The sequence below is a fragment of the Synechococcus sp. MU1625 genome (assembly GCF_020514205.1).
Classification (GTDB): domain Bacteria; phylum Cyanobacteriota; class Cyanobacteriia; order PCC-6307; family Cyanobiaceae; genus Parasynechococcus.
The window spans coordinates 41,833-66,319 of sequence record NZ_VTLA01000006.1; the positions used below are offsets into that span (position 1 = coordinate 41,833).

26 protein-coding genes are annotated in these 24,487 nt (G+C 60.4%); 14 read left to right on the forward strand and 12 right to left on the reverse strand.

Features of this window, described 5'->3' with window-relative positions:
• Positions 1 to 51 precede the first annotated feature (51 nt).
• The 5 genes from topA to FZX13_RS10205 are packed head-to-tail and all read left to right on the forward strand — an operon-like array spanning position 52 to position 6,022.
• Entirely contained in the window at positions 52 to 2,751 is a 2,700-nt protein-coding gene (gene topA, locus FZX13_RS10185) for a type I DNA topoisomerase (protein ID WP_226409548.1), read from the forward strand.
• The gene (locus FZX13_RS10190; protein WP_226409479.1) at positions 2,751 to 3,194 is read left to right on the forward strand and encodes a hypothetical protein; all 444 of its coding nucleotides are present in this window, start codon (positions 2,751 to 2,753) and stop codon (positions 3,192 to 3,194) included. Before topA ends, FZX13_RS10190 begins: the two co-directional genes overlap by 1 nt.
• On the forward strand, positions 3,191 to 3,844 hold the full coding sequence (locus tag FZX13_RS10195) for a DUF2232 domain-containing protein (RefSeq protein ID WP_226409480.1): 654 nt from the start codon (positions 3,191 to 3,193) through the stop codon (positions 3,842 to 3,844). The genes FZX13_RS10190 and FZX13_RS10195 overlap by 4 nt, the downstream gene beginning before the upstream one ends.
• Entirely contained in the window at positions 3,816 to 5,015 is a 1,200-nt protein-coding gene (locus tag FZX13_RS10200) for a nicotinate-nucleotide--dimethylbenzimidazole phosphoribosyltransferase (RefSeq protein ID WP_226409481.1), read from the forward strand. Before FZX13_RS10195 ends, FZX13_RS10200 begins: the two co-directional genes overlap by 29 nt.
• On the forward strand, positions 5,012 to 6,022 hold the full coding sequence (locus FZX13_RS10205) for an ABC transporter substrate-binding protein (RefSeq protein ID WP_226409482.1): 1,011 nt from the start codon (positions 5,012 to 5,014) through the stop codon (positions 6,020 to 6,022). Before FZX13_RS10200 ends, FZX13_RS10205 begins: the two co-directional genes overlap by 4 nt.
• Here the strand turns inward: FZX13_RS10205 and FZX13_RS10210 are convergent.
• The gene (locus FZX13_RS10210) at positions 6,011 to 7,132 is read right to left on the reverse strand and encodes an aldo/keto reductase (RefSeq protein ID WP_226409483.1); all 1,122 of its coding nucleotides are present in this window, start codon (positions 7,130 to 7,132) and stop codon (positions 6,011 to 6,013) included. The genes FZX13_RS10205 and FZX13_RS10210 overlap by 12 nt on opposite strands.
• A complete protein-coding gene (locus tag FZX13_RS10215; RefSeq protein ID WP_115024079.1) occupies positions 7,129 to 7,677 on the reverse strand; it encodes a bifunctional nuclease family protein in 549 nt (182 codons plus the stop codon). Before FZX13_RS10215 ends, FZX13_RS10210 begins: the two co-directional genes overlap by 4 nt.
• A 49-nt stretch (positions 7,678 to 7,726) precedes the next feature.
• Here FZX13_RS10215 and FZX13_RS10220 point away from each other — a divergent pair, with 49 nt between their 5' ends.
• Positions 7,727 to 8,380, forward strand: a complete 654-nt coding sequence (locus FZX13_RS10220; protein ID WP_226409484.1) for a riboflavin synthase — start codon at positions 7,727 to 7,729, stop codon at positions 8,378 to 8,380.
• On the opposite strand, the gene FZX13_RS10225 is transcribed toward FZX13_RS10220, so the two are convergent.
• From FZX13_RS10225 to FZX13_RS10240, 4 genes are read right to left on the reverse strand one after another with little or no spacing between them, the layout of a single operon-like run.
• Positions 8,365 to 8,736 (reverse strand): AbrB family transcriptional regulator, encoded by a 372-nt coding sequence (locus tag FZX13_RS10225; RefSeq protein WP_226409485.1) that lies wholly within the window; start codon positions 8,734 to 8,736, stop codon positions 8,365 to 8,367. The genes FZX13_RS10220 and FZX13_RS10225 overlap by 16 nt on opposite strands.
• A 54-nt stretch (positions 8,737 to 8,790) precedes the next feature.
• Positions 8,791 to 9,390, reverse strand: coding sequence for a cytochrome c oxidase subunit 3 (locus FZX13_RS10230; protein ID WP_226409486.1), 600 nt, complete (start codon positions 9,388 to 9,390; stop codon positions 8,791 to 8,793).
• Positions 9,387 to 11,054: a cytochrome c oxidase subunit I gene (ctaD, locus tag FZX13_RS10235; RefSeq protein ID WP_226409487.1), complete on the reverse strand. Its 1,668-nt coding sequence runs from the start codon at positions 11,052 to 11,054 to the stop codon at positions 9,387 to 9,389. Before ctaD ends, FZX13_RS10230 begins: the two co-directional genes overlap by 4 nt.
• Before the next feature lies 1 nt (position 11,055).
• Positions 11,056 to 11,886: a cytochrome c oxidase subunit II gene (locus tag FZX13_RS10240; RefSeq protein WP_226409488.1), complete on the reverse strand. Its 831-nt coding sequence runs from the start codon at positions 11,884 to 11,886 to the stop codon at positions 11,056 to 11,058.
• A gap of 202 nt (positions 11,887 to 12,088) precedes the next feature.
• Between FZX13_RS10240 and FZX13_RS10245 the strand changes: the two genes are divergently transcribed.
• The 6 genes from FZX13_RS10245 to FZX13_RS10270 are packed head-to-tail and all read left to right on the forward strand — an operon-like array spanning position 12,089 to position 17,254.
• On the forward strand, positions 12,089 to 13,018 hold the full coding sequence (locus FZX13_RS10245) for a heme A synthase (protein ID WP_370630810.1): 930 nt from the start codon (positions 12,089 to 12,091) through the stop codon (positions 13,016 to 13,018).
• Positions 13,011 to 13,994 carry a heme o synthase gene (locus tag FZX13_RS10250; protein WP_226409490.1) on the forward strand — a complete coding sequence of 328 codons (984 nt, stop codon included), beginning with the start codon at positions 13,011 to 13,013 and terminating at the stop codon, positions 13,992 to 13,994. Before FZX13_RS10245 ends, FZX13_RS10250 begins: the two co-directional genes overlap by 8 nt.
• 50 nt (positions 13,995 to 14,044) lie before the next feature.
• A complete protein-coding gene (locus tag FZX13_RS10255; protein WP_226409491.1) occupies positions 14,045 to 15,058 on the forward strand; it encodes an ABC transporter ATP-binding protein in 1,014 nt (337 codons plus the stop codon).
• A 9-nt stretch (positions 15,059 to 15,067) separates the two neighbouring features.
• Positions 15,068 to 15,922, forward strand: a complete 855-nt coding sequence (locus tag FZX13_RS10260) for an ABC transporter permease (RefSeq protein ID WP_115024066.1) — start codon at positions 15,068 to 15,070, stop codon at positions 15,920 to 15,922.
• A 4-nt stretch (positions 15,923 to 15,926) separates the two neighbouring features.
• A complete protein-coding gene (locus FZX13_RS10265; protein ID WP_226409492.1) occupies positions 15,927 to 16,559 on the forward strand; it encodes a hypothetical protein in 633 nt (210 codons plus the stop codon).
• Positions 16,560 to 16,564: 5 nt separating this feature from the next.
• A complete protein-coding gene (locus FZX13_RS10270; protein WP_226409493.1) occupies positions 16,565 to 17,254 on the forward strand; it encodes an N-acetylmannosamine-6-phosphate 2-epimerase in 690 nt (229 codons plus the stop codon).
• On the opposite strand, the gene groL is transcribed toward FZX13_RS10270, so the two are convergent.
• On the reverse strand, positions 17,255 to 18,943 hold the full coding sequence (groL, locus tag FZX13_RS10275; protein WP_226409494.1) for a chaperonin GroEL: 1,689 nt from the start codon (positions 18,941 to 18,943) through the stop codon (positions 17,255 to 17,257). It abuts the gene before it with no gap.
• Between the two features lie 131 nt (positions 18,944 to 19,074).
• Between groL and FZX13_RS10280 the strand changes: the two genes are divergently transcribed.
• On the forward strand, positions 19,075 to 19,251 hold the full coding sequence (locus tag FZX13_RS10280; RefSeq protein WP_166017435.1) for a hypothetical protein: 177 nt from the start codon (positions 19,075 to 19,077) through the stop codon (positions 19,249 to 19,251).
• A 9-nt stretch (positions 19,252 to 19,260) separates the two neighbouring features.
• Here the strand turns inward: FZX13_RS10280 and fabG are convergent, their stop codons facing one another.
• The 3 genes from fabG to FZX13_RS10295 are packed head-to-tail and all read right to left on the reverse strand — an operon-like array spanning position 19,261 to position 21,960.
• A complete protein-coding gene (fabG, locus tag FZX13_RS10285) occupies positions 19,261 to 20,013 on the reverse strand; it encodes a 3-oxoacyl-[acyl-carrier-protein] reductase (protein ID WP_115024366.1) in 753 nt (250 codons plus the stop codon).
• 47 nt (positions 20,014 to 20,060) lie between these two features.
• Positions 20,061 to 21,116: a TrkA family potassium uptake protein gene (locus FZX13_RS10290; protein ID WP_226409495.1), complete on the reverse strand. Its 1,056-nt coding sequence runs from the start codon at positions 21,114 to 21,116 to the stop codon at positions 20,061 to 20,063.
• 10 nt (positions 21,117 to 21,126) lie between these two features.
• Positions 21,127 to 21,960, reverse strand: coding sequence for a glycosyltransferase family 9 protein (locus FZX13_RS10295; RefSeq protein ID WP_226409496.1), 834 nt, complete (start codon positions 21,958 to 21,960; stop codon positions 21,127 to 21,129).
• 72 nt (positions 21,961 to 22,032) lie between these two features.
• Here FZX13_RS10295 and ispD point away from each other — a divergent pair, with 72 nt between their 5' ends.
• Positions 22,033 to 22,713 carry a 2-C-methyl-D-erythritol 4-phosphate cytidylyltransferase gene (ispD, locus tag FZX13_RS10300; protein ID WP_226409549.1) on the forward strand — a complete coding sequence of 227 codons (681 nt, stop codon included), beginning with the start codon at positions 22,033 to 22,035 and terminating at the stop codon, positions 22,711 to 22,713.
• On the opposite strand, the gene FZX13_RS10305 is transcribed toward ispD, so the two are convergent.
• Positions 22,697 to 23,581, reverse strand: coding sequence for an LD-carboxypeptidase (locus FZX13_RS10305; RefSeq protein ID WP_226409497.1), 885 nt, complete (start codon positions 23,579 to 23,581; stop codon positions 22,697 to 22,699). The two genes, ispD and FZX13_RS10305, sit on opposite strands and share 17 nt — an antisense overlap.
• Entirely contained in the window at positions 23,581 to 24,474 is an 894-nt protein-coding gene (locus FZX13_RS10310) for a 4-hydroxybenzoate polyprenyltransferase (RefSeq protein ID WP_226409498.1), read from the reverse strand. Before FZX13_RS10310 ends, FZX13_RS10305 begins: the two co-directional genes overlap by 1 nt.
• Between the last annotated feature and the right edge of the window lie 13 nt (positions 24,475 to 24,487).

A 24,487-nucleotide genomic window follows, 5' to 3' on the forward strand; every position in this document is an offset into this window, starting at 1 on the left:
GCAGAGAGATGCTTGGTGCGATAAAGAAGGGGAACGGTTCACTTGCCGCTAGTGGCGCACACCCTCGTCATCGTTGAAAGCCCCACGAAGGCCAAGACCATCCGTGGCTTCCTTCCCAAGGGATTCAAAGTTGAAGCCTCTATGGGGCATGTCCGCGACCTTCCCAACAACGCCAGCGAGATTCCGGCATCTGCCAAAGGGCAGAAGTGGGCCAACCTTGGCGTGAATACGGAAGCGGATTTTGATCCGCTCTATGTGGTCCCGAAGGACAAGAAAAAAGTGGTTCGGGAGTTGAAAGACGCCCTCAAGGGTGCTGATCAGTTGCTGCTGGCAACGGACGAAGACCGGGAAGGAGAGAGCATTAGCTGGCATCTGCTGCAGCTTTTGGCTCCAAAGGTGCCTGTGAAGAGGATGGTGTTCCACGAAATCACCAAGGAAGCCATCGGCAAAGCGCTGGATCAGACCCGCGATCTCGATATGGAGCTGGTCCACGCCCAGGAGACCAGGCGCATCCTCGATCGCCTTGTGGGTTACACCCTTTCTCCTCTCCTCTGGAAAAAGGTGGCCTGGGGGCTCTCCGCGGGACGTGTGCAGTCCGTTGCGGTTCGGCTTCTGGTGCAACGGGAGCGGGCCCGCAGGGCCTTCCGCAGCGGAAGTTACTGGGACCTCAAGGCCCAGCTCGAGCAGTCGGGCAGTGCCTTTGAGGCCAAGCTCACCCACGTGGGTGGACAGCGCATTGCCACCGGCAACGATTTTGATGAAAGCACCGGGGGGCTGAAGGCGGGCAGTGCCGTTCGGCTGCTCAGTGAGAGCGAGGCCAAGGCCTTGGCTGAAACCGTGCGATCGAACGCCTGGACGGTGGATGCGGTGGAGGAGAAGCCCACCGTGCGCAAGCCGGTGCCTCCCTTCACCACGAGCACTCTTCAACAGGAGGCCAATCGCAAACTGCGGCTCTCAGCCCGGGAAACCATGCGCTGTGCCCAGGGCCTCTACGAACGGGGATTTATCACTTACATGCGCACCGACTCGGTGCATTTGTCTGATCAAGCGATTAATGCATCGCGCAGCTGCGTGGAGAACCTTTACGGCAAGGAGTATCTGAGCAAGGGGCCGCGGCAGTTCAGCACCAAAGCCCGCAATGCCCAGGAGGCCCATGAAGCGATTCGTCCCTCAGGCGAAAGCTTTCGCACCCCCGGCGAAACCGGCCTCGATGGGAGAGACCTGGCGGTCTACGAACTGATCTGGAAGCGCACCGTGGCCAGTCAGATGGCCGAAGCAAGGCTGACGATGCTGTCGGTGGATCTCAGTTCAGGAGAAGCCAGTTTCCGATCCAGCGGCAAGCGCATTGACTTTCCCGGTTTCTTCCGTGCCTACGTGGAGGGAAGTGATGATCCGGATGCAGCACTTGAAGGTCAGGAAGTGTTGTTGCCGGCGCTGAGCGTTGGGGATGCACCAAAGCCGAAGGCTGTTGAGCCGCTGGGTCATCAGACCCAACCCCCGGCACGGTTTAGCGAGGCTTCCCTCGTGAAGATGCTGGAAAAAGAGGGCATCGGCCGGCCCTCGACCTACGCCTCGATCATCGGAACGATCGTTGATCGTGGTTACGCCACGCTCCTGGGCAATGCACTCACCCCCAGCTTCACCGCTTTTGCTGTGACGGCGTTGCTGGAGGAGCATTTCCCCGAGCTGGTCGACACCAGTTTCACCGCTCGGATGGAGAACACTCTGGATGAGATCTCCCACGGCAAGGTGCAGTGGCTTCCCTATCTGGAGGGCTTTTATAAGGGTGATGAGGGTCTTGAAACCCAGGTTCAGCAGCGGGAAGGGGACATCGATCCCGGTGCATCCCGCACCATCGACCTCGAGGGTTTGTCCTCCGTGGTGCGCATCGGCCGTTTTGGCGCCTACTTGGAGGCCAAACGCGTCAGCGACGATGGTGAGGAGGAGCTGATCAAGGCCACTTTGCCCCGGGAGATCACCCCGGCTGATTTGGATGAAGATCAGGCCGAACTGATCCTCAAACAGAAGGCTGACGGCCCCGAATCCATTGGCGAGGATCCGGAAACGGGTGACCTGGTCTACCTGCTTTTCGGTCAGTACGGCCCGTATGTGCAGCGGGGGCAGGTGAGTGATGAGAATCCCAAACCCAAACGCGCGTCCCTTCCCAAGGGACAGAAGCCTGAGGACCTCACCTTGGAGGATGCGCTTGGACTACTGCGGTTGCCGCGTCTTCTGGGCGAGCACCCGGATGGTGGGCGCATTCAGGCGGGGCTGGGCCGCTTTGGCCCCTACGTGGTTTGGGATAAAGGCAAGGGCGAGAAGGACTACCGATCCCTGAAGGGCGATGACGATGTTCTGGGGGTGGGACTGAGCCGTGCTCTCGAGTTGCTGGCCATGCCCAAACGTGGGCGGGGTGGACGCACCGCCCTTAAAGACCTCGGCAAGCCGGAGGGTAGTGATGAAACGATTCAGGTCTATGACGGCCCCTATGGCCTTTATGTCAAGCAGGGCAAGGTGAATGCTTCGCTGCCGGAAGGCAAGGGTGCTGATGATGTGACCCTCGAGGAAGCGGTAGAACTGCTCGCCGCCAAGGCGGCCTCGAAAAAGGGCGCGCGCAAAACCGCTGCCAAAAAAACAGCGGCAAAGAAGCCAGCAGCCAAAAAGCCTGCGGCTAAAAAACCCCCCGCCACCACAAAGACCGGTCGTCTTAGGGCCAGTGCGGTGCGGGTGATCAAGCCAGCTGAAAACTGATGCCCCGTCTGCTTTGGATGCTGCCCGTTGGGCTTCTGCAGGCCTGTGCAGGGACACCGGTCGCCGAGCAGTTGGAACGGTCCTTTGCGGTGCCTGAAGACAGGCCGATGCAGGTTGCGCCAGTTCAGGCGTCCAAGACCAGCCCAACGGGGGACCGTTCCACTGGATCGGCACCTGAGGCTGCATCCCCTGCAGAGCCGAACTCCCCAACCCCAGCGATCTCTGCCCCTGTTTCTCAGGATTCGCAGGAGACAGTGCCGGAGACAACACCGGAGACAACACCTCGGCGAACCGCATCACAACGTCTGCCCCAGGCGCCTTACCGGATCACTATCCGTTTGGCAGGAGCCGATCCCGCGGCTCCTGCTGAGGCCGTCACCCGAGCTCTGCGTGAGGCGGATGTCGGCTTTGCGGTTGAACGGATTGAGCGGGTCGAGCCATGACCGCAGAACCCCCCCGGTTGAGTCGCCAGCAGGCACTGAGGCTGGTTGAGGGGGCTTATCTCGCTGCTGCGACGGGTCTGATTTGGCTGGCTCTTTACTACCTCCCGGTGGGTGGTGCTCTCTTCCGCCTGGCCCTGCCTCTTCCACTGATCCTGCTGCAGTTGCGCCGTGGCAGCCGCTCCGGTGCCGAGGGTCTGCTGCTTTCTGTGCTGCTGCTCACAGCGCTGATGGGTCCATTGCGTGGCCCACTTCTGCTGTTCCCTTACGGGCTCTTATCACTGTGGCTGGGCTGGAGCTGGTGCCGGGGTGTCAGCTGGTGGCTGAGCTGGTCGGGCGGAGTCGTTCTTGGAACAGCAGGCTTCATGGTCAGAGTTGTTGTGCTCTCGTTGCTGGTGGGAGAAAACCTCTGGGTCGTCATCACCCGTGCAGGTTCTGCTCTGCTCGACCGAGTGATCTTGGCGCTTCATCTTCCGATCACCCCCGATCTCACCCAGGTTCAGTTGATGGCGCTTCTCTTGGTGGTGGTTCAGGAGGTCATCTACGTCCTTTCGCTGCATGCTCTGGCGTACTGGATTTTTCCCCGCCTGCGATCACCGATTCCGGAGCCTCCGAGGCTGCTGCATGGACTCGTTGCCCTCGACCCCCTCTGATCCGTCCGTGTTGCCCCAGGGCTGTCAGCAGCTGGGACGTCGCGGAGCAAGCCCTCTTCATGAGGAGTCCCTCCATCCTTGGAAGTCCAGGGATCAACCGGTGGATCTGTTACTGGTGCTGGCTGCCACGCAGACGGCGGAGCATGAGGGAATCTCTGCCGCAGGCTCGACAGCGGCCTCGCGTCGTTTTACGGCCCTCGCTGATGCGGAGCTCCTGATCCATGGGCCGGCTGGGCAGCGCCTTTGGCCTCTGCCGCCGCTGCCCGCTGGTGTCTCCCCCGCCCTGCTCAGCCATGTTGCGGCGCGTCGATTGAAGTTGAACCCGCAGGTGGCGGCTCTCGGCCTAACGCAGAGACCCGATTTCCCCCACCTGGAGATTGAAGCCCTGGATCAGGGGCCATCGGCGTGTCTGTCGAGCGGAGCGGCGATGCCGTTGCCGCGGGTGCAGCACCTTTGGCGACGTGGAGAGCTCTTGGGCAGGCGGTTGCAACGCCCCCTGGTGCTCGCGGAATGTGTTCCTGGAGGGACCACAACCGCTCAAGCGGTGCTGACGGCCCTCGGCGTGGAGGTCGCCCATCTGATCAGCGGCAGTGCACGTCACCCCCCTCAGCAGCTCAAGCAAGCGCTGGTGACAAGAGGTCTGCAAAGCGCATCGCTCGGAGCGCATCCTGCCCCCGAGCAGATTCTTGCCGCTGTCGGTGACCCCTTTCAGGCCTTTGCTTCAGGGGTGTTGGTGGGAGCCGTGTCGGCGGGACAACCGCTGTTGCTGGGTGGCGGTTGCCAGATGCTGGCTGTTCTGGCTCTTGCGATGCAGGCCTTGCCTGCAAGTCAGCGGGAACGCCTGGCGTCTCAAGTGCTCATCGGCACAACCGGTTGGCTCGCTGATGAAGGGGCCGCTGCCACAAGCCAGTCCCCTTTGGGGGGGCTTGTGGATGCCACCGCAGGCCTTGTGGATACTTCACTGTCCGTCCTGGCCTGTGGCGTCCGCTTTCACAGCAGCACCCATCAGCCGTTGCTGGACTATGAGCGGGGATACGTGAAAGAAGGTGTGGGGGCCGGTGCACTGTTGCTGCTTGCCCAGCTGCGCGGATGCACTTGTTCCGACCTGGTGCGGGATTGTGAGCGTGCTTTGGAGCAGCTGCTCAACCGCCCCGTAACGTCAACGCCATGAACGTCTGGAGTGAGCGGTTGGGTCCCCTGAGCCGGCGCCATGTGCTCCAGATGATCGGGGCGACGGGGTCAGTTGTGCTGGCGGGCTGTCGTCAGGCGACCGTATCGCCAACGCTGATGGCCCCTGCTGGTGTGCTGCCGAAACCATGGGCTGATGCTTTGCCCAAGCCATGGCGGTTGACGCTTGCTCCATCGCCGCAGGACTGGACGACGCAGGATCGGGCGCGCGCCGATCTGCTGGTGATGGGGGATGGGTGGCTCGACGCCCACTCACCTGACACGCTGCAGCCCATTGCTTCTGAACCGCTTTTCCGTCAGTTGGATGGCCAGGCCAAGTCTTTGCTGGGAGCGCTGGGGGCGCTGCAGGGTCGGGTGTTGCCGCTGGCCGTTAGTCCCTGGGTGATGTTGCTGCGGGATGACGGGGCCGTGGCGCAGGAGGGTTGGCCCCTGTTGCTGGATTCCGCCTTGGCAGGGCGTGTGGTGCTGCCCGCCAGCCCCCGACTGGTGCTGAGCCTGGCGGACCATTTGGGTGGGGGGCAGGCTTTGAGCCAGCTCCGTCGACAGGTGCTCACCTTTGATGATCGTCAGGCCAGCAATTGGCTCCTCAAGGGCGATGCCCGGGTGGTTGTTCTCCCGCTCAACCGTTGCATCGCTCTGCTGAGACGGGATCCGCGTCTTCGGGCTGTTCTGCCCGAATCCGGCGCACCCTTGCACTGGACCGTTCTGCTTCGACCGGAAGCCAGCCGCGAGCCGGTGCCCCAAGGCTGGGTTGAACAGGGTTGGCGGGATCCCCTGCGCCGCCGCCTCGTTCAGCTGGGCTGGCGTGCCCCAATTACCTCTTCAGATTCGATGCCAGGGGCAATGGCGGATCAAAACGCTCTGCCTGCTCGTCTTCAGCCCTTGCTGTTTCCTCCCGCCGACACCTGGTCACGCTGTTGGTCGCTGCCGCCGCTGCCGCCCCAAGGGCGGGAGGAGTTAGAACGCCTCTGGAGTGAGTCAGCTCCATAGACGCCGTCGCGGTGAAGCCACCAACCGTTGGTGGGTGTCCGCCAGCAGATCAGGGATGGGCAGTTGATGTGGGCATCGGGGCAGGCACTCCCCACAGCGTTCACAGGCAGAGGCATCGTGCTCTTCCCACCAGTGGCCTGCACGACCGATCAGGTTGTAACGCTCCTGCGCAAAAGCGTTGAGCTCATGGCCGATGGCCAGGTTGCGCAGACGCAACAGTTCGGGAATCGGAACCTGCTTGGGACAGGGGAGGCACGCCTGACACTGTTTGCATTGCTCTTGGCCGAGCCGTTCTTCCTGGCGCGCCTGTGCCGTGAATAAGGCCTGTTGCTCTGCATCGTTGAGGGGGCCATCTGCTTGCGCCAGCCTTGCAGCGAGTTGGAGATCATCGGGAACGGCAGCACCAACAGTCAGGGTGCTGATGCCTTGCGACAGCAGGAATCTGTAGGCCAGTTGCAAGGGCGCAAACGGGGTGCAGTCCTCCACCAGCGTTGGGCTCGGTGCCTGCAGGCGCCCTCCTTTGTCAGCGGGAGAGATCGCCATTACGCCAAGCCCATGGCTCAATGCCCAGTGGGCTAAGGGCAGCCGCTTGGGGTCAAGCCAATGCAAGTGCAGGCTGCAGAAGGTGAATCGCTGGCTGCGCAGCGCCAGATCGATCAGCGGATTACTGCCATGGCTGCTGAAGCCCACCTGGGTGACGCGGCCGCTGTTGAGGGCCCAGTCGAGAAGTTTGGAACCGTGCCCCACCAGAGCCCAATCAAGGTGCTCCTTCCGGTTGACGCCATGGACGGCAAGGTTGTCGAGGTGTGGGCAGCCCAGGCGCTCCAGGATCTGGTCAAGGCGACGTTGTCCCTCCTCGAAGGTCAATCCCGGCAGCAGTTTGCTGGTGATCACCCAGTGGTCTGAAGCTCTCCGGGTGTTCTGTCGAAGAGCCTCTCCCAGAAAACGTTCGGCAGGTCCATAGGCAGGGGCGGTTTCAAGGTGGTTGATCCCCGCTGCCGCTGCCGCGTCGAGCACCTCCGCCATCTGGGACCCTGAGTCGAGGGCTCGCATCGTTCCCAGGCTGAACAGGCTGACGGGGCGCCCGCTACCAAAGGCGCGGGTTTTCACTCCTCCGAGGGGGCTTCGTTGTCCTGGTTGCGCAGATGGCGCACCAGCGCGGCAGGGCTGAGGTCGTCGACAAAACGGCTGAAGGCACTTTGATCTTCTGCATCGGCCTCCGCATCCACCGGAATCGATGCTTCAGCTACAACTTCCTCCAGCATCCAAATGCTGCTCCCAGTTCTGATCGCCAGTGCGATGGCGTCGCTGGGTCGGGCATCCACTTCAATGAGTTCCAGTGCTTCGTCTTCGGCTAATTCCCCTTCGTCCAGATCAGGTCGCAGCTTCAAGACTGCGTGAAAGGTGCTGTCTTCGATCGCATGGACAATCACGCGCTCCAGCTCGAGCCCTCCAGCTACCAGCAGAGCTGCCATTAGGTCATGGCTCAGAGGCCGCGGTGGTGCTCCGCCCTGCAGGCCGGCCATGATGTTGTGGGCTTGGGCCTGGTCGATCCAGATCGGAACTTGACGTCGGCCGCTTGGATCCCGCAGGAGCACCATGGGGGTGCGGCTGGCGGCATCGAGGGCAATTCCGGCGACGCTCATTTCGACCATGTCGTCGGCGTGGCTCTATCCGATTATGACTAGGTAGCCGCTGCGAGCGATGTTCACGGGGCTGGTGCAGTCAGTGGGAAGGATTGAGCGTCGTGCCGGGGCTGTTTTGGTCTGGGGCTGTGCTCCCTTTGCTCCCCTGGCGCTTGGCGATAGCGTCGCCGTTGATGGCGTCTGCCTCACGGCGGCTGAGCTGATCGCGGATGGCTTCCGCGCCGATGTGAGTGAGGAAACCCTGCGCCGCACCACGCTCGGACGAAAAGCGGACCGAGGTGGAGCAGTGAACCTCGAGCCGGCGCTTCGGCTGAGCGACCGGCTTGGGGGACATTTGGTGAGTGGCCATGTGGATGCCACCGGTGAAGTCACCTGCGTGGAGACCCTCCCCCATTCCTGGGCTCTGTCGATTCGCTGGTCTGAAGCCCGATTTGGCCGCTACGTCTGTGAGAAGGCCAGCATTGCTGTGGACGGCATCAGCCTCACGGTGGCGGAGTGTTCAGCGGATGGAACGACTTTCTCCCTCGCCGTCATTCCCCACACCTGGGATGCAACAACCCTGAGGAACCTGGCCATTGGAGACACCGTGAATCTGGAGGCCGATCAACTGGCTCGTTATGCCGAGCGTCTGCTGCATGCCGATCCTTCCGATGGCCGCAGCACGGAGGAGGGGCTGACATCCGACTGGCTGGCCGCTCACGGATGGTCCTGATCCATCTGCTGAAGAACGATCATTCCTGAGTCCCGTTGGAGTTCGATCTTGAATTCCTGTCCGGGCTCAAGGCCGAGCCGACGGGTATAGGCATGGCCGATCAACAGGTTGCCGTTGCCATGAACACGGGTTCGGAACTCGGCCTGCCGACCACGGCTTCCGCCTGAAGAACTGCTGCTGCTTTTCGGCAACTGCCACCCCTGGGCCGCTGCTTTGGCCTCTACCAGGGCGCGATAGAAACTTTTTTTCAGCAGACGTCCACTCGGACCCACGTAGCCACAGCCGCGGGCGATGTCGTCTTCCGGCCGATTGCTGAGCGATCTGGCCTTGTCGAGCAGTTCCTTGCCGACCAGCATTTCAGGAATTAATTCAACTGAATTCTGGCCACGCCCGCCAATCAAGGCAAGGGATCAGAGCAGATAAAGGATCACGAAAAGAACCACCCAGATCCCATCCACAAAGTGCCAGTACAACTCCGCTGCCTCCAGGGGGAAGTGGTCGGCTGCGGTTACACGGCCCTCCGGTTGCCTTGCCTGCCACCAGACAATCAGGGTCATCAGGGCGCCGAGGGTCACATGGAGACCATGAAATCCGGTGGCGGCGAAAAAGGTGCTGGCGAAAAGGTTGTCGGTCAGGCCGAAGGGGAGGGTGAAATATTCGACCATCTGGCTCACCAGAAAGGCCAGTCCGAGGCCTGCGGTGATCAGGAGCCAGCGTCGACAGCGCTTGTGGTCGTCCTGTCGGATCGCTTGGCCAGCACGGTGGAACGTTGCACTGCTCACCAAGAGAAGAATGGTGTTAAGGATTGGCAGGGGCAGTTCGAGTTCATAGATGGCCCCGTCCGGGAGTGGGTTCACCGCTTTAAAGGTGAGGTAGGCCGCAAAGAAGCCGGCGAAGGTCATGGCGTCCGCCACTAGAAAAGTGGCGAGGCCGAACATGCGGTGATCGGGATGCTCGGCATGCTCCGTAGGGCCGTGATCCTGATCTTTGGTGGTCACTGTGGTGGTCATTTGCCGCTGCTCCAGAGATCACGACCGCTGGTTGCGGTGAGGTCAAGCTCGTCCGGTGGGACGCCATATCCGTAGGGCTCTTCCACGAGAGGGGCTTCGCCGATCCAGTTTTCAACTGGGGGCGGAGAACTGGTCAGCCATTCGGGAGTCAGCGCTTCCCAGGGGTTGTCTCCTGCGACAGGACCCCTCAGGGCGCTGTGGATCACATTCCAAAGGAAGGGCAGGGTGCTGATGGCCATCAGCAGGGCTCCGACGGAGCTGATCTGATTGATCAGGGTGAATTGGGGGTCGTATTCAGCAACACGTCGCGGCATGCCGTTGAGGCCCAACCAATGCTGCGGACCGAAGCACAGATTGAAACCGATGAAGGTGAGAGCACAGTGAAGCCGACCAAGATCCTCATTCAGCATTCGGCCGGTGAATTTGGGGTACCAGTGGTAAATCGACGCGAAGATTACAAAGACCGAACCACCGAAGACGATGTAGTGGAAATGAGCGACGACGAAGTAGGTGTCGTGGACATGGATGTCGAAAGGCACCTGTGCCAAGGCGACGCCTGTGATGCCTCCAAGCACGAAGTTCACAATGAAGCCGCAAGAAAACAGCATGGCGCTGTTGAGGCTGATGCGTCCGCCCCAGAGTGTTGCCAACCAATTGAAGAATTTAATGCCGGTTGGAACAGCAATGAAGGCTGTGGCAATAGTGAAAAACAGTCGCATCCAGGGAGGTGTTCCGCTGGTGAACATGTGGTGGGCCCACACGATCAGGCCCAAAACAACAATGGCCATGATCGAGTACACCATGGTCACGTAGCCGAAAAGCGGCTTGCGGGCATGAACCGGCAAGATTTCGCTCACCAAGCCAAAGGCTGGCAAGACCATGATGTAAACGGCTGGGTGAGAATAGAACCAGAACAGATGCTGGTAGACGACAACATTTCCGCCAAGGGTTGGATTGAAAAATCCTGTGTGGGCAACAATATCAAAACTCAGTAACACCAATGTTCCGGCGAGAACTGGTGTTGAGAGAACCACAAGAATGCTGGTTCCCAACATCGCCCAGCAATACATGGGTAGCTGCATCAACTTCAGGCCGGGGCGACGCAGCTTGAGAATTGTGGCGATGAAATTAATGCCTCCGAAGATCGAGCTTCCGCCAAGCAGCAGCACGCTCAGGATCCAGATGACTTGTCCTGTAGCTGGCGTAGTGATGCTGAGTGGTGGATAAGCGGTCCAGCCAGATTGTGCAGCACCCGTTAGGAAATAGCTGGTAATCAGCATTAATCCGGCTGGTGGAATCAACCAAAAAGCAACAGCATTAAGGCGTGGGAAAGCCATGTCCCGCGCTCCAACATAAAAAGGGATTAAATAGTTCCCAAAGGCACCATTCACCACAGGGACGATCCAGAGGAAGATCATCACAGTGCCGTGGAGGGTTAAAACCTGGTTGTAGACATCCCGTGCCATGAAGTCGGAAACGGGGCTGGTGAGTTCCGTTCGAATCGCACCCGCCAGTGCTCCGCCAATGAGATAAAAAGCAAAGCCACAAACGAGGTACTGCAGCCCGATCACCTTGTGATCAACGCTGAAGCTGAAATACCGCAACCATCCGCTGGGTTGAAGACGTGGGGGACTGGATGTTTCAGGGGGCAGGCTGATGGTCATGTCAGGCGTTCGCGATGTTGATGGGCTCGTCTTCCGGTGCTGCTTTGGCGTTTTGTTTGTACCAGTTGTTCCAGTCTTCCGGGCTTTCCACTACGACGGTGGAGCGCATTCCGCCGTGGTAAGGGCCACAGAGTTCGGCGCAAACGATCGGATAGCGTCCCGTGCGGGTTGGCGTAAAGCTCAACTGGGTTGGTTGGCCTGGGATGACATCCTGTTTCAAGCGAAATTCAGGGACCCAAAATGCATGAATCACATCTTTTGCTTCCATGCGAAGGGTGATTGGTCGATCGGATGGAACATGAAGTTCGCCTGAAGTGATATCCCCATCTGGGTAATGAAAGAGAAAGGCAAATTGCATAGCCGTCACTTCAACGGGTAAGACATTCGTTGCTGCCGCTGATTCAATCGATCCGGAACTGATGCCTCCCCATATCTGCTCCTCGTGGGCCCCACCCATGTGGTCATGGGCCAGTGGCACCATGCCACCCATCCGGTCGTAGATGTCGTAGCTGTATAGGCCAACAAAAAGCACGACAACAGCTGGAACTGCTGTCCAGAAAATTTCAAGGGGAAGATTGCCTTCAATGGCTAAACCATCACCAAGTTGACCGCTACGCCGTCGGAATCGAATCAAGCTGAAGACGAGAAGACCAGTAATTCCAATAAATAGAATGCTGCCAATCGTGAACAGAACCTTAAACAGTTCGTCGTAAATTGGCGCGTTGGCGCTCGCGTCGGTGGGAAGGAGGTTGATGTTCTGACCGATCCAAAGACCGCCCAAAGCAAGGACCATCCCAATTACTAACGTGAGAATGGCGGATGGGATCTGCACCCGATGAATCCCAGGTTTTCAACAGCGTATGGGCCTGGCTGCGTATCTCCATGAAGTGATTGTTAAGGCCTCATTTTTGTCAGGGAAAGGGGATGATCTTTCCCCCGTTTGTTTCGCAGATGGCCATAAAGCATGACGCCATGTTCTGCATCGCTACGGTCCGAGCAATCCCTTCTGGGTTGCATCGGATGGAGCTTGTTCGATGATCCTTTCTTCAATGTCGACCCTTCGTCGACGTCTTGGGTTGTTATCGGCGCACTTGGTAGTCGCCGTCATCGCTTTGGTGGTGATCGGTGGTGCGACGCGTGTGATGGAGGCCGGCTTGGCCTGTCCCGACTGGCCTTTGTGTTTTGGCTCATTTCTGCCGGGTCGCCAGATGAATGTTCAGGTGTTTCTGGAGTGGTTCCATCGCCTTGACGCTTTTGTCGTTGGCATCGCCCTGGTGGTGATGGCTGTGACGACGACGGTTCGGCGGCGTCAGCTTCCTTCATGGCTGCCCTGGCTGGCGGCTGGCCTGATGGTTCTTGTGGCCATGCAGGGAGGGCTGGGTGCTTTGACGGTGACCCACCTGCTCCCATCGGGTGTCGTGACTGCCCACTTGGCTCTTGCTCTCACGCTTGTTGCACTGCTGAGTGGGTTGACGCAACGCCTGCTTCATCCCGCTGCCGTCGCCGCTCCGCTCTGGTGGCGCATCTCGGCACTGCTTGGGCTGTTGTCGGTCTTTACCCAATGTCTTCTCGGTGGTCGATTAGCCACCTCTTGGGCAGGGCAGCGTTGCCTCGCTGGGGGCGAGGCCTGTCATCTGGTTCTCTCCCATCGCGTCACGGCGATGCCGGTGGCCGTTGTTCTGCTGGTCTTCGCCGGAGCGGCACTGCTGGCTGGTGGTTGGGCCCGCCGCCAGTGGCCCTGGCTTGCTGGGGTGGTTCTCCTGGTGCTGACTCAGGTGGCGCTGGGTGTCCTCACCCTTCGCCTCGGTCTGTCGCAACCCGCGGTGACCATTGCGCACCAGCTCGTGGCTGCCCTGTTGATCGCCTTAATGGCGGCGCTTCTGGTCCGATCTCCGGAGGGCCGCCCCTCACCGTCCTGTTCCGTCGTTCTCGACGACACCTCGTTGGAGGCCTGTCATGGCTGAACTCACAGCAATCGTTCGTCCGACCCGTGAGGAGGTGGTTCCCTCCCGCAAGCGGGTGAAACTTCCAGCCTGGCTGGAAGTCGCCAAACCGCGACTCATCCCTCTGCTGCTTGCCACCACTCTAGGGGGAATGGCTCTCAGTGAGGGCTGGCCCCTCTCCTCGCCGCGGCTGGTGTGCACCCTGGGGGGAGGAGCTCTCGCTTCAGCTGCCGCTGGTGTTCTGAACTGTTTGTGGGAACAGGATCTCGATGGCCGTATGGCCCGCACCAGCGGTCGGGCACTTCCCTCCGGTCGGCTTTCGCCCACCAGTGCGTTCGCCGGAGCCATCGCCTGCACTTTGGCAGCGGCGATGTTGCTGGTGAGTGGCGCGAACTGTCTCGCTGCAGGACTGTCCCTGCTCGGTCTTTGCAGTTACGTCCTGCTCTATACAGCTCTGCTCAAGCCGCGGACGTCACAGAACATCGTTATTGGTGGCGTTGCCGGGGCGATTCCACCCCTTGTGGGAGCTGCTGCCGCCACCGGTCATGTTGGCCTCGGGGGCTGGTGGCTGTTCGCTCTGGTGATGGTCTGGACGCCAGCCCACTTCTGGGCGTTGGCACTTTTGTTGCGCGAGGACTACCGCGCTGTTGGTATTCCGATGCTGCCGGTCGTCAAAGGCCCTGTGGTGACAGCGCGGGCGATCAAGACCTATGGCTGGATCACCGTCCTGCTGAGCGGTTTGGGAGTGTTCGCCCTGCCCTCCGGTGGTGTCTTCTACGGTCTGATGCTGCTTCCCTACAACGGTCGGCTGCTGCAGCTCGTCGACCGACTTTCTCTTGATCCCGACAGCCTTCTGAATGCCAAGGCTCTGTTCCGTTGGTCGATTCTTTACCTGTTCGGTCTGTGCCTGCTGCTGATTCTCAGTCGAACGGATCTTGCATCAGGCTTTGCTTACCAGGTGATGCAGCTTCTCTACCTGCTCCTGGGGATTCAATGAACACTCTTTAGATTCCCTGGATTGCCCGAGGATGTCCCTGACGGTGCCTGATGGCGTTGATTGAACTGCGGAAGATTTCCAAGTCCTACGGCTCGGTTACGGCTCTACGTGAGCTTGATCTCACCGTTCCTGAAGGGTGCCTCTACGGGCTTCTTGGCCCGAATGGTGCCGGTAAAACAACGGCCATGCGCATTCTGGCCACCTTGCTCGCCCCCGATGGCGGTTCCGTACATGTGGGCGGTGTGGACGGGCTGGCGGAGCCAAGAGCCGTCCGCCAACTCATGGGTTATGTGGCCCAAGAGGTAGCTATTGACAAGATTCTGAGCGGTCGAGAACTGCTGCAGCTTCAAGGTGATCTGTACCACTTGCAGCGGAAGGATCGCGAAACCCGAATTACTGATCTGATTGAACGCCTCGCCATGGGCGACTGGATTGATCGCCGCTGCGGTACCTATTCCGGTGGCATGCGTCGTCGGCTCGATCTGGCGGCCGGTTTGCTGCACCGTCCCCGGTTGCTCGTGCTTGATGAACCCACCGTTGGATTGGACATCGAGAGCAGGAGTGCCATCTGGCAACTGTTGCGTCAGCTGGTTCAGGAGGGCACCACTGTTCTTCTGAGCAGTCACTACCTGGAAGAGGTGGAGGCACTTGCTGATCAGATGGCGATCATCGATGACGGTCGGGTGATAGCTGAAGGCACTCCGGACCAGCTCAAGCAAAGGCTTGGGGGTGATCGCGTCACCCTCCGGGTCCGAGAGTTCAGCACTGCTGAAGAGGCGGCCAAGGTGCGTGCGCTGCTTGAACCGCTGAATGGGGTTCTTGAGGTGGTGGTGAACCGAGCCCAGGGGTTTTCCCTCAACCTGGTGATTGAAGGTGGGCCCGTGATCGACCAACTTCGTCAAACCCTTGATGGTGCAGGCCTCCCTGTCTTTGCCTTGGCCCAAAGTCGTCCAAGCCTCGATGATGTCTACCTTCAGGCAACAGGACGCACCCTGATGGATGCTGAACTGGCCATCGCAGGCCAGCGCGACGTCAAGAAGGAAAAGCGTCAATCCATGCGTTGAGTGCCAATGATGACCTCCCCCACAGCATCAATTGCTCTCCAGCAGCAGCAATCCGGAGCCTTCGCTGAGCTCAGCCAGGAGACTTGGGCCCTGACCCGGCGTTTGTTTCTTCAGTTAATGCGTCGTCCCTCGACCTTGATCGCTGGGATTCTGCAACCATTGATCTGGTTGATTCTGTTCGGCGCGCTCTTTGCTAACGCCCCTGAGGGCCTGCTCCCAGGCGGGATGAGCTATGGCCGTTTTCTTGGTGCTGGAGTCATTGTCTTCACGGCATTCAGCGGTGCTCTGAACGCCGGGCTACCGGTGATGTTCGACCGCGAATTCGGCTTCCTCAATCGTTTACTTGTGGCACCCCTGCGAAGCCGCAGTTCCATCGTGCTTGCGTCGGTGATCTACATCACCGCGCTCAGCCTGCTGCAGAGTTTGGTCATCATGGGCACGGCGGCCGTGCTCGGCTACGGGTGGCCTGGCGTCAGCGGCCTTGTTTTGGTGCTGGTGACGCTGCTGCTCCTGGTGTTTGCCGTGACAGCCCTAAGCCTTGGGTTGGCGTTCGCTTTGCCGGGCCACATCGAGTTGATCGCCGTGATTTTTGTGGCCAACTTGCCCTTGCTCTTCGCCAGCACGGCCCTTGCTCCTTTGTCCTTCATGCCGACCTGGCTGGGGTGGCTTGCGGCCTTGAATCCTCTTACCTTCGCGATTGAACCCATTCGAGCGGCCTACCAAGGTCCTCTTGACCTCTCGGCAGTTTTGTTGGAGGCCCCCTACGGGGATGTCACCGGCACCACTTGCCTGCTGATCCTGCTGCTCCTCACCATCGGGCTGTTTCTTGTGATTCGCCCGCTGCTCAACCGCAAACTCTCCTGAATCCGTGCTTTCTTCCCCGTTTCAGCAGCCGTCGCGTCGACAGAACGCTCTGGCCCTTCAGATCCAGGAGGCCAGGACCACAAGCGATGAGGCCTTGCTGTCTCGCCTGATTAGTCAGTGGGTTCACCGCTACGGATTTAAAAGCGCTGGTGATCTTGACCTGAGCTTGCCTGAGCCGACGGTCTCGGATCGTGAGTTCAGTTCCACTCGTGAGTTCAGTTCCACAGTGGCTGACTCCAGCGTTTCTCCTGCTGTTGAACCGTTGCAGATTGCGGTTGCTGAGGAGCCTTGCTTCGCTCCTGAGATCCTGGCGGAGGAAGAGTTGTTGGTTGAGGAAGAGGTTGTAGCCGAGGAAGAGTTGTTGGTTGAGGAAGAGGTTGTAGCCGAGGAAGAGTTGTTGGTTGAGGAAGAGGTTGTAGCCGAGGAAGAGTTGTTGGTTGAGGAAGAGGTTGTAGCCGAGGAAGAGGTTGTAGCCGAGGAAGAGGTTGTAGCCGAGGAAGAGTTGTTGGTTGAAGGGACGGCTCTTCAACAGACCTTCACTACTGGTCCTGTGCCGGCTCCCCCCATCACTACTCCGCGTTCGCTTCGGCGTTGGCTTCCGCGCCGAGAGGATGACGATTTCCAGAAGGCTGCCTGAACACCATGATTCCGAACCCTGAATCCCTTGATCAGGGGCTGATCGTTTCGGTGCAGGCACCACAAGGCTCGCCGATGCGCCACCCTGATGTGATCGCTGCCATGGCCGAAGCCTCCCTGCGAAATGGGGCAGTCGGTGTGCGCTTGGAAAGCCCTGAACACATTGGTGCTGTGCGTCGTCGCTGCCCAGATGCCTTGATCATCGGCTTGTGGAAGTGCACGTTCCCCGATAGTTCGGTGTACATCACCCCGGGATGGAAAGAGATCCAGGCTGTGTGGTCTGCAGGTGCCGATGTGATCGCGATTGACGCTACAGCCCGTAAGCGGCCTGCTGGTCAGGATCTTGCCACGTTGGTGCAGCGCACCCGTGATGAGCTTCGTGCTCCCCTGATGGCTGATGTGGATTCGCTCGACAATGGACTGCGTGCGGCTGAACTTGGCTGTGACTGGGTTGGGACCACGCTCTACGGCTATACGGAGGCGACAACGCAGCAGCGCCCACCTGCTTTAAGTCTTCTTCCCCAGCTCCGTGCAGACCTTCCCAGCTCTGTGCGCCTGATCTGTGAGGGGGGAATTTCCTCACCAGCCGATGCTCGTTCAGCGTTGCAGGCCGGTGCAGACACCGTGGTCGTTGGGACGGCGATCACCGGAGTGGATCTCCAGGTGATCGCCTATTGCAGGGAAATGATCAGCTGATCACATCATTCCGGGCATGCCCATGCCGCCCATGCCACCCATTCCCGGCATGCCCATGCCGCCCATTCCACCCATGCCACCCATGGGATCGCCGTCTCCTGCCGGAGCAGGTGCTGGAGGTTCCGGTTTGTCGGCGATCACAACCTCGGTCGTGATGAGAAGAGAGGCGATTGAGATCGAATCCTGCACAGCCAGACGCACCACCTTTGCGGCGTCGACGATGCCTGCAGCCATCAGGTCTTCATAAGCACCACTGAGGGCGTTGAATCCCTGGCCACTGCTGCGCATGCCAGCGATCACAACATCGCCGTTCTGCCCGGCATTGGTAGCGATCTGATGAATCGGTGCGGTCAGCGCCCGTTGCACAATCTCCACACCGGTGCGTTGGTCGCCGTTGAGGCTTGCCGCCAGCGAGTTCAGGCTGTCGGCGAGTTGCAGCAATGTGCTGCCGCCGCCGGCAACAATGCCCTCTTCGATAGCGGCACGGGTTGCATTCAGGGCATCCTCGATTCTCAGTTTGCGGTTCTTCAATTCCGTTTCCGTCGGGGCACCGACCTTGATCACGGCAACGCCACCGGCCAGCTTGGCGATCCGCTCGCTGAGCTTCTCGCGGTCGTAGTCGGATTCGGTGGCCTCCAGCTCACGTCGGATCGCGCCAACGCGTTCGCTCACGGCCTGGCGATGGTCGTCCGTGGCGACAATCGTGGTGCTCTCCTTGCTGATGGTGACGCGGCGCGCTTTGCCGAGATCCTCGAGGGTCACCTTGTCGAGGGTCATCGCCTTGTCCTCGCTGATCAGCGTTCCGCCGGTGAGGATGGCGATATCGGCGAGGGCTGCCTTGCGACGTTCTCCGAATGAGGGAGCCCGAACAGCGGCCACCTGCAGAACCCCACGGCTCTTGTTCATCACAAGCGTTGCCAGAGCCTCGCCTTCCACTTCCTCCGAGAGGATCAACAAGGGTGATCCACTTTTCTGAACGGTCTCCAGCACGGGGACCAGGTCAGTGATCGTGCTGATTTTGCGGTCCGTCAGCAGGATCAGTGGGTTTTCGAATTCACAGACCTGACGATCGGCATCGGTGACGAAGTAAGGGGAGCTGTAGCCGCGGTCGAAGGCCATGCCTTCAGTGATTTCGAGTTCCGTTGCTAGGGATTTCGATTCCTCAACAGTGATCACCCCATCGGTGCTCACCTTGTCCATCGCCTCCGCAATCATCTGACCGACTTCTTCGTCACCTCCGGAGCTCACCGTGGCCACCTGACGAATGGCATCGCCGGCGACGGCCTGGCTCCGCTCGCCCAGTCCCGCAACAATCTGTGCGGCGGCTTTCTCCATGCCACGGCGGAGTTCCACGGGGCTTGCGCCAGCAGCTGTGTTGCGAAGACCTTCCCGCACCATGGCCTGAGCCAGGACTGTTGCAGTCGTGGTGCCGTCTCCGGCTTTGTCTTTGGTCTTTGACGACACCTGCTGCATCAGCTTGGCGCCGAGGTTCTCGAACGGATCATCCAGTTCGATTTCGCGTGCGATCGAGTCGCCGTCGTTGACGATGTCGGGTGCGCCGAATTTCTTTTCGAGCACAACGTTGCGACCCCGGGGGCCGATCGTGACGCGCACTGCATCGGCGAGTGCATCTACACCCCGCTCAAGGGCGCTGCGGGATTCGTCAGAGAAAGAAAGGAGTTTGGCCATAGTCGCGGGGACGCCGTTCGTCACTGTCCCATAGCGATGTGGCACTCGTAGAGAGGTCTTGTGGTGGGGAAAGCCGAATGGTTTCGAGTCGCCTGGATGCCCCCCTTAAACGAACTCATTAGGGTCCGGTCATGGCTGAATCGGGAGCGCTCTTTTTTGTCCTGATGGCGGGGCTGGCCGGTTCAATGGCCCTGGTCTACGTCCCCTTGCGCATTTTTCTGACAGCGACAGCCCGCAGCCGTCGCCTTCGCCTGCTCCAGCGCATCCGCCGCTTGCGTGATCAATTGGCCCAACCCCTTGATCCCTGATTCTCGTTCTCAGGCCATCACCATGCCGCCATCCACCTGCAACACCTGGCCTGTGATGTAGGCCGCTGCTGGGTCGGAGGCAAGGAAGCGCACGGCACCAGCCACCTGCTCCTGGGTTCCAAAGGTCCCCAGCGGGATGTCTTTGAGAATGGCCTCCGCATCGAGGTCCTTGGTCATGTCCGTGGCGATGAAGCCTGGAGCTACCGCGTTCACGGTGATGCCACGGCTAGCGAGCTCCTTCGCGGTGCTGCGGGTCAGACCGATGACGCCGGCTTTGGCGGCGGCGTAGTTGGCCTGGCCAGCGTTGCCCATCAGCCCCACAACAGAGGTGATGTTGATGATCCGGCCACTCTTCTGCTTCAGCATCGGGCGTGCCACAGCTCTCGTGCAGAGGAACACACCACTGAGATTGAGGTCGATCACCGCTTGCCAATCGTCGGTTTTCATTCGCATCAGCAGGCCGTCCCGTGTGATGCCGGCGTTGTTCACCAACACATCCAGACGGCCGCTGCGTTCAAGCACCTGTTTGATCAGGCCATCCACCTCTGCCTCGACAGACACATTGGCTTTCAGGGCGTAGGCCTGGCCCCCAGCTGCAGTGATCGCAGCGACCACGTCGTCCGCTGCGGCGGCGGAATTGGAGTAGTTCACGACGACTTCTGCTCCTGCTTCGCCCAGGGCTAGGGCGATGGCACGGCCGATGCCGCGACCTCCTCCTGTCACCAGGGCGGTCTGACCGGCAAGAGAAGCGCTGGGAGACATGGAGGAACCTTTGATCGCAGGATCGTACGGAGCCGCCGTCATCAACCTCAACCCGGCATGGTTTCAATCGTGTCGACGGCCTCCCCCAGTAATGCTTGAAAGGTCGCGAGTTGGGTCTTGCTCCCCAGCACGATCAGGAGTTGTCCCGGTGCCATCTGGGTGTCTCCGCCTGGATTGGCGATCAGCTTTCCCTTTTCTCGGATCGCCAGCACCATGGCTCCACTGCGGCGGCCCAGCTCCAGTTCAGACAGGCTGCGCCCACGGATCTCCATGAGGTGCAGTGGGTCGTGACTCAGCTGGAATTCCTCGATCTCGTAATCAGAGCCAGCCAGAAGCTCCATGAAGTTGAGTGCCAGGGGCCGCAGAGCAGAAGCCGCCATCACGCGGCCACCAGCCACATAGGGACTGACCACGACAGTGGCCCCTGCCAGACGCAGCTTTGAAGCCGCTTCATCGCTGTTTGCGCGGGCAATTAAGCGGCAATCCGGCCTTAGATCCTTGGCGCTGAGGATCACATAAAGATTGGAAGCATCGCTCGGAAGGGCTGCAACGAGGCTGCAGCAGCGTTCGAGTCCTGCGTCCAGCAACGTTTCGTCCAAGGTTGCATCCGCCTGCAGAACACGCACCCCCTTCATTTCAGCGACATCCCTTCGATTGGGATCCGTCTCGATTACCACGAGAGGTACCCCATCGCTTTGGAGTTGGGCCGCGATTTCCTGCCCGATTCGGCCATAGCCGCAAAGGATCACATGGTTGTGCAGGCTTTCCAGCATGCGGTGAAAGCGGAATTCACGCAGTCTGAGGAAATATCCCGAGTCCTTCAGCCCGAGAACGCGTTGGATGGCCAGTTGAACAACCACCAATCCACCAACCACGATCAGCACGGTGACCAGGCGCCCTTGGGGTGACAGGACTTCCACCTCGCCGTAGCCGATGGTGCTGATCGTGATCAGCACCATCCAGAGGCAATCGCCCCAGTCCCAGCCCTCCGTGATTCGGTATCCAAGGGCACCGGCGAAGATCACAGCACTCAGGGCACTGATGGGGCCCCGCCATGGAGCTGTGATCAGCTTCAGCTGTCCTCTGGCTCTGCGGCGCCTCATTGGACGTCCTTCAGAAACCGAGGGCTGTCAGCACTTCACTGCTCTTCAGCGTGGCGAGCTCATCAGAGCGGCCGAGACAGCGGATCTCGGCGCGCTCGGGGAGATCCATTGCCGCTGCTCCAAGGGCAACTAAGGGGGTGCCGCAATAGGTCGCCAGACGTTGTGAAATCGGGCAGCTGCTGAGCACAACATCGGCACAGGCAATCAGGGCTGCACGTTTGGCCAGGCTGAGCTTTGCTGGAAGCACCATGCTGCGCAGCGCCGGAAGGCGGCTTTTGATGGTTTCAGGAAGCTTGTGCCATTCGGCTGCAGGCCAGTCATGACCTTGGCCTGACGGGGACAGCAGCAGCAGAGGACCATCGCCGCGGGGCAATGCTTCTCGGGCTTCATCGAGAACACCTGCCGCCAGGGGCACGCGGAACTGCTCGGCCTCGAGTTCAAGACCAAGGGCCTGGAGGTAAGGAGCCAGACGCTGCGCAGTCCAGCCCTGGTCGATGCTGAGCCTGTCGGTGCAGGCAAAGCCTTCAGATCCCAGCCGTTTGGGGATATGACTCATCGACAGCATCAGGTTGACCTGCTGACCTTCAGCAAAGTTGATGCACACCTGGAAGTCAGGTTCCCGCACACAGCCGAGCAGATTGGCCCAGTCCGCAAGGGTGGGGTTGGCCTCGAAGCTGAATGGCAACAGCTTTTCTAGGCATGGCAGGAGTTTCCAAGGGGCTGCCTGCTGGGGATCACACGCCACCTGCAATGTGGCGTTGAGCTTCTGGCAGATCTCGGCCAGGGCTGGTAGACGGTCCAGCTGGTCTTCGAGCGAACCCGGGCTTAGGGCAAGAACTCGCATGCAGCGCCGTCATCCATGGTGCGAACTGATTTTATGGAGGTCGTTTACGCCTGCCTAGGGCAGGAGTCGCTTGTGCATCTGTTGATTGCTGCGGCAGGAAGCGGTCGGCGCATGGGTGCGGATCGGAACAAGCTGCTTTTGCCGTTGGCCGGACGCCCAGTCATTGCCTGGACCCTTGAGGCGGCCTTGCGCTCTGAGCGGATTGAGTGGATCGGCATCGTCGGCCAAGAGGTCGATCGAGACGCCATCCTGGCCGTGCTGGATGCACCCAGCAAGCCGGTGCAGTGGATTCAAGGGGGAAGCACTCGGCAGGCGTCGGTTTTGTGTGGTCTGGCGGGACTGCCGGAGCAGGCCCGCCATGTCTTGATTCATGACGGAGCCCGCTGTTTGGCTGAACCGGATTTGTTTGACCGTTGTGCTGCTGCTGTTGAGGCCGGTACGGCCCTGATTGCCGCAACACCGGTCAGTGACACGATCAAACGTGTGGGATCCGATGGTTTGATTCGAGACACGCCTGACCGATCGGAGCTCTGGGCGGCGCAGACACCGCAGGGCTTTGCCGTCGACCAGCTGCGTCGCGGTCACGCTGAGGCGGTGGCTCAGGGCTGGACGGTGACCGACGACGCGTCGTTGTACGAGCGCCTTGGTTGGCCTGTGCAGGTCTTGGATGCTGGACCTGCAAACATCAAAGTCACAACGCCGTTTGACTTGACCGTGGCAGAGGCGGTGCTCGCCCTCAGGTCAGCAAGCTGAGCAGGCCTGTCTGGCCGTCGAGGCGTGCCATCTCTCCTATGGGCAGGGCAGCGTTGCCTGCTCGGTGACCAACGGGCAGGTCCATCACTCTGGGAATGCCGAGGTCGGCAGTTCGATCCTCAAGGACCTGCTCGAGGTTGAAGCATTCCGAGGCATCTCGCGGTTCATCTCCGCACCCTTCGAAATTGCCAAACCCGAGACCTGCCAAGCCTTGCAGACTGCCATTGAGCCTCCATTGGGTCAGCATCCGATCAATCCGGTAGGGGGCCTCCCCGACATCTTCCAGCACCAAAATGGCTCCCTCGAGGGGGGGGACGAAGCGGCTCCCCAGCAGGTGGGTGGCGACGGTCAGATTGGCCACGAGTAGGGGGCCTGTCCCCACCCCTCCACCACCACCTCGTCCTTGTAGTGAGGGGACGGTTTGACCGAAGAGCAGGTTGCGCAATCGGTCACGGCTCCATTGCGGCTCATCTGCAAGCGTTGTGAGCAAGGGACCATGGATGCCGCCAGCGAACCCTGCTGCCTGGCGGGCCCAGAGCAGAGCTGTCACGTCGGAAAAGCCCAGCAACCAGCCGCTCTGCCAGCGGATGGGCTGCTCCAGCAGCCGAGCAGCCCCCCATCCCCCGCGGGCACAGGCGAGCAGCGCTGCGGGTTCGTCTGGATGCAGATCGGCATGGCGCGCGTCATCGCGCCCTGCGAAGTAGCCCCAACGTCGGGTGGCCAAGGCCTGGGGTTGAACATCCAGGCCCCAGCTCTGCAGAACAGCAATGCCCTGTTGCAGCTTGATGTCGTCCTGCAGGGCTGAGCTGGCGGCCACGCAGGCCACACGGTCTTCAGTCTGGAGCGGTGGAGCCGGGGTGATGCGCATCAGACGCCCCATCCCCTGGCCAGAACCAGGCCGAGCCAGAGCAGTATCCCCGCCTGCACCTGCTGGGCAAAGTGCTTCCCGTAGGTGCCCATGGAGGCATCTTGCTTGTTTAAGGGGTTGCAGCTGAGCTGCATGAAGACTGTGGCAAGCAACCAGAGAGGCCAGAACGGTGCTGGGATCTGAGCCGACCAGGCCGCAATGGCAAGGGTGATGGCTGTCACGAGGTAGCAGCCACGCACCACAGGCACCACGCGGGATCCGAGGCTCAAGGCGCTGCTGTGCAGGCCGAGGCTGGCATCGTCACGTCGATCGGCCATGGCATAGACCGTGTCGAAACCGAAGGTCCAGACCACGGTCGCGAGCCAACTGCATACCAGGGCAGGACTCCAGCTCAAGGAGGCCGTTGCGGCGGCCCAGGGGATCAGCACCGCGAAGCCCCAGCACAGCGCCAAGATCACCTGGGGGAAGGCGAACCACCGCTTTGCTGATGGATACCCGAGGATCGGCAGCACGGCCGTGCAGGCCAACGCGAGACAGAGCCTGAGACTGTCGGCCGGAAGACTCAGCACGACAGCCAGGCTGACGACCAGCAAGGTCAGCAGCAAAGCGAAGGCTGGTCCTCGCTGCAGCGCACCCCTGGCCAGAGGACGGCTTTTCGTGCGTTCCACTTTGCCGTCGAACCGCTGGTCCCATAGGTCATTGGCGATGCAGCCTGCACCGCTCACGGCCAGGCCTCCCACAAGGATCTGCAGGATCAGTCCAAGGCCGGGCGGGGCTGTTGGATTCAGCCAGAGGGCCCAGCCCGCTGGGATCAACAGGATCAGCCGTCCGGTGGGTTTGTTCCAGCGGAGCAGTTCAATCCAGGGCTGAAGACGGGCAGAGCTGCTGATCACAATCAACGAGATT

Coding starts and splice junctions, on each gene's coding strand:
- FZX13_RS10305 (WP_226409497.1), bottom strand. CDS start 23,581: ATGCGCATCACCCCGGCTCCACCGCTCCAGACTGAAGACCGTGTGGCC.
- groL (WP_226409494.1), bottom strand. CDS start 18,943: ATGGCCAAACTCCTTTCTTTCTCTGACGAATCCCGCAGCGCCCTTGAG.
- FZX13_RS10260 (WP_115024066.1), top strand. CDS start 15,068: ATGACCTCCCCCACAGCATCAATTGCTCTCCAGCAGCAGCAATCCGGA.
- FZX13_RS10280 (WP_166017435.1), top strand. CDS start 19,075: ATGGCTGAATCGGGAGCGCTCTTTTTTGTCCTGATGGCGGGGCTGGCC.
- FZX13_RS10255 (WP_226409491.1), top strand. CDS start 14,045: ATGGCGTTGATTGAACTGCGGAAGATTTCCAAGTCCTACGGCTCGGTT.
- FZX13_RS10290 (WP_226409495.1), bottom strand. CDS start 21,116: ATGAGGCGCCGCAGAGCCAGAGGACAGCTGAAGCTGATCACAGCTCCA.
- FZX13_RS10270 (WP_226409493.1), top strand. CDS start 16,565: ATGATTCCGAACCCTGAATCCCTTGATCAGGGGCTGATCGTTTCGGTG.
- FZX13_RS10195 (WP_226409480.1), top strand. CDS start 3,191: ATGACCGCAGAACCCCCCCGGTTGAGTCGCCAGCAGGCACTGAGGCTG.
- FZX13_RS10215 (WP_115024079.1), bottom strand. CDS start 7,677: ATGGTCGAAATGAGCGTCGCCGGAATTGCCCTCGATGCCGCCAGCCGC.
- FZX13_RS10220 (WP_226409484.1), top strand. CDS start 7,727: ATGTTCACGGGGCTGGTGCAGTCAGTGGGAAGGATTGAGCGTCGTGCC.
- ctaD (WP_226409487.1), bottom strand. CDS start 11,054: ATGACCATCAGCCTGCCCCCTGAAACATCCAGTCCCCCACGTCTTCAA.
- FZX13_RS10245 (WP_370630810.1), top strand. CDS start 12,089: ATGATCCTTTCTTCAATGTCGACCCTTCGTCGACGTCTTGGGTTGTTA.
- FZX13_RS10230 (WP_226409486.1), bottom strand. CDS start 9,390: ATGACCACCACAGTGACCACCAAAGATCAGGATCACGGCCCTACGGAG.
- FZX13_RS10295 (WP_226409496.1), bottom strand. CDS start 21,960: ATGCGAGTTCTTGCCCTAAGCCCGGGTTCGCTCGAAGACCAGCTGGAC.
- fabG (WP_115024366.1), bottom strand. CDS start 20,013: ATGTCTCCCAGCGCTTCTCTTGCCGGTCAGACCGCCCTGGTGACAGGA.
- FZX13_RS10225 (WP_226409485.1), bottom strand. CDS start 8,736: ATGCTGGTCGGCAAGGAACTGCTCGACAAGGCCAGATCGCTCAGCAAT.
- FZX13_RS10190 (WP_226409479.1), top strand. CDS start 2,751: ATGCCCCGTCTGCTTTGGATGCTGCCCGTTGGGCTTCTGCAGGCCTGT.
- FZX13_RS10205 (WP_226409482.1), top strand. CDS start 5,012: ATGAACGTCTGGAGTGAGCGGTTGGGTCCCCTGAGCCGGCGCCATGTG.
- FZX13_RS10250 (WP_226409490.1), top strand. CDS start 13,011: ATGGCTGAACTCACAGCAATCGTTCGTCCGACCCGTGAGGAGGTGGTT.
- FZX13_RS10200 (WP_226409481.1), top strand. CDS start 3,816: ATGGACTCGTTGCCCTCGACCCCCTCTGATCCGTCCGTGTTGCCCCAG.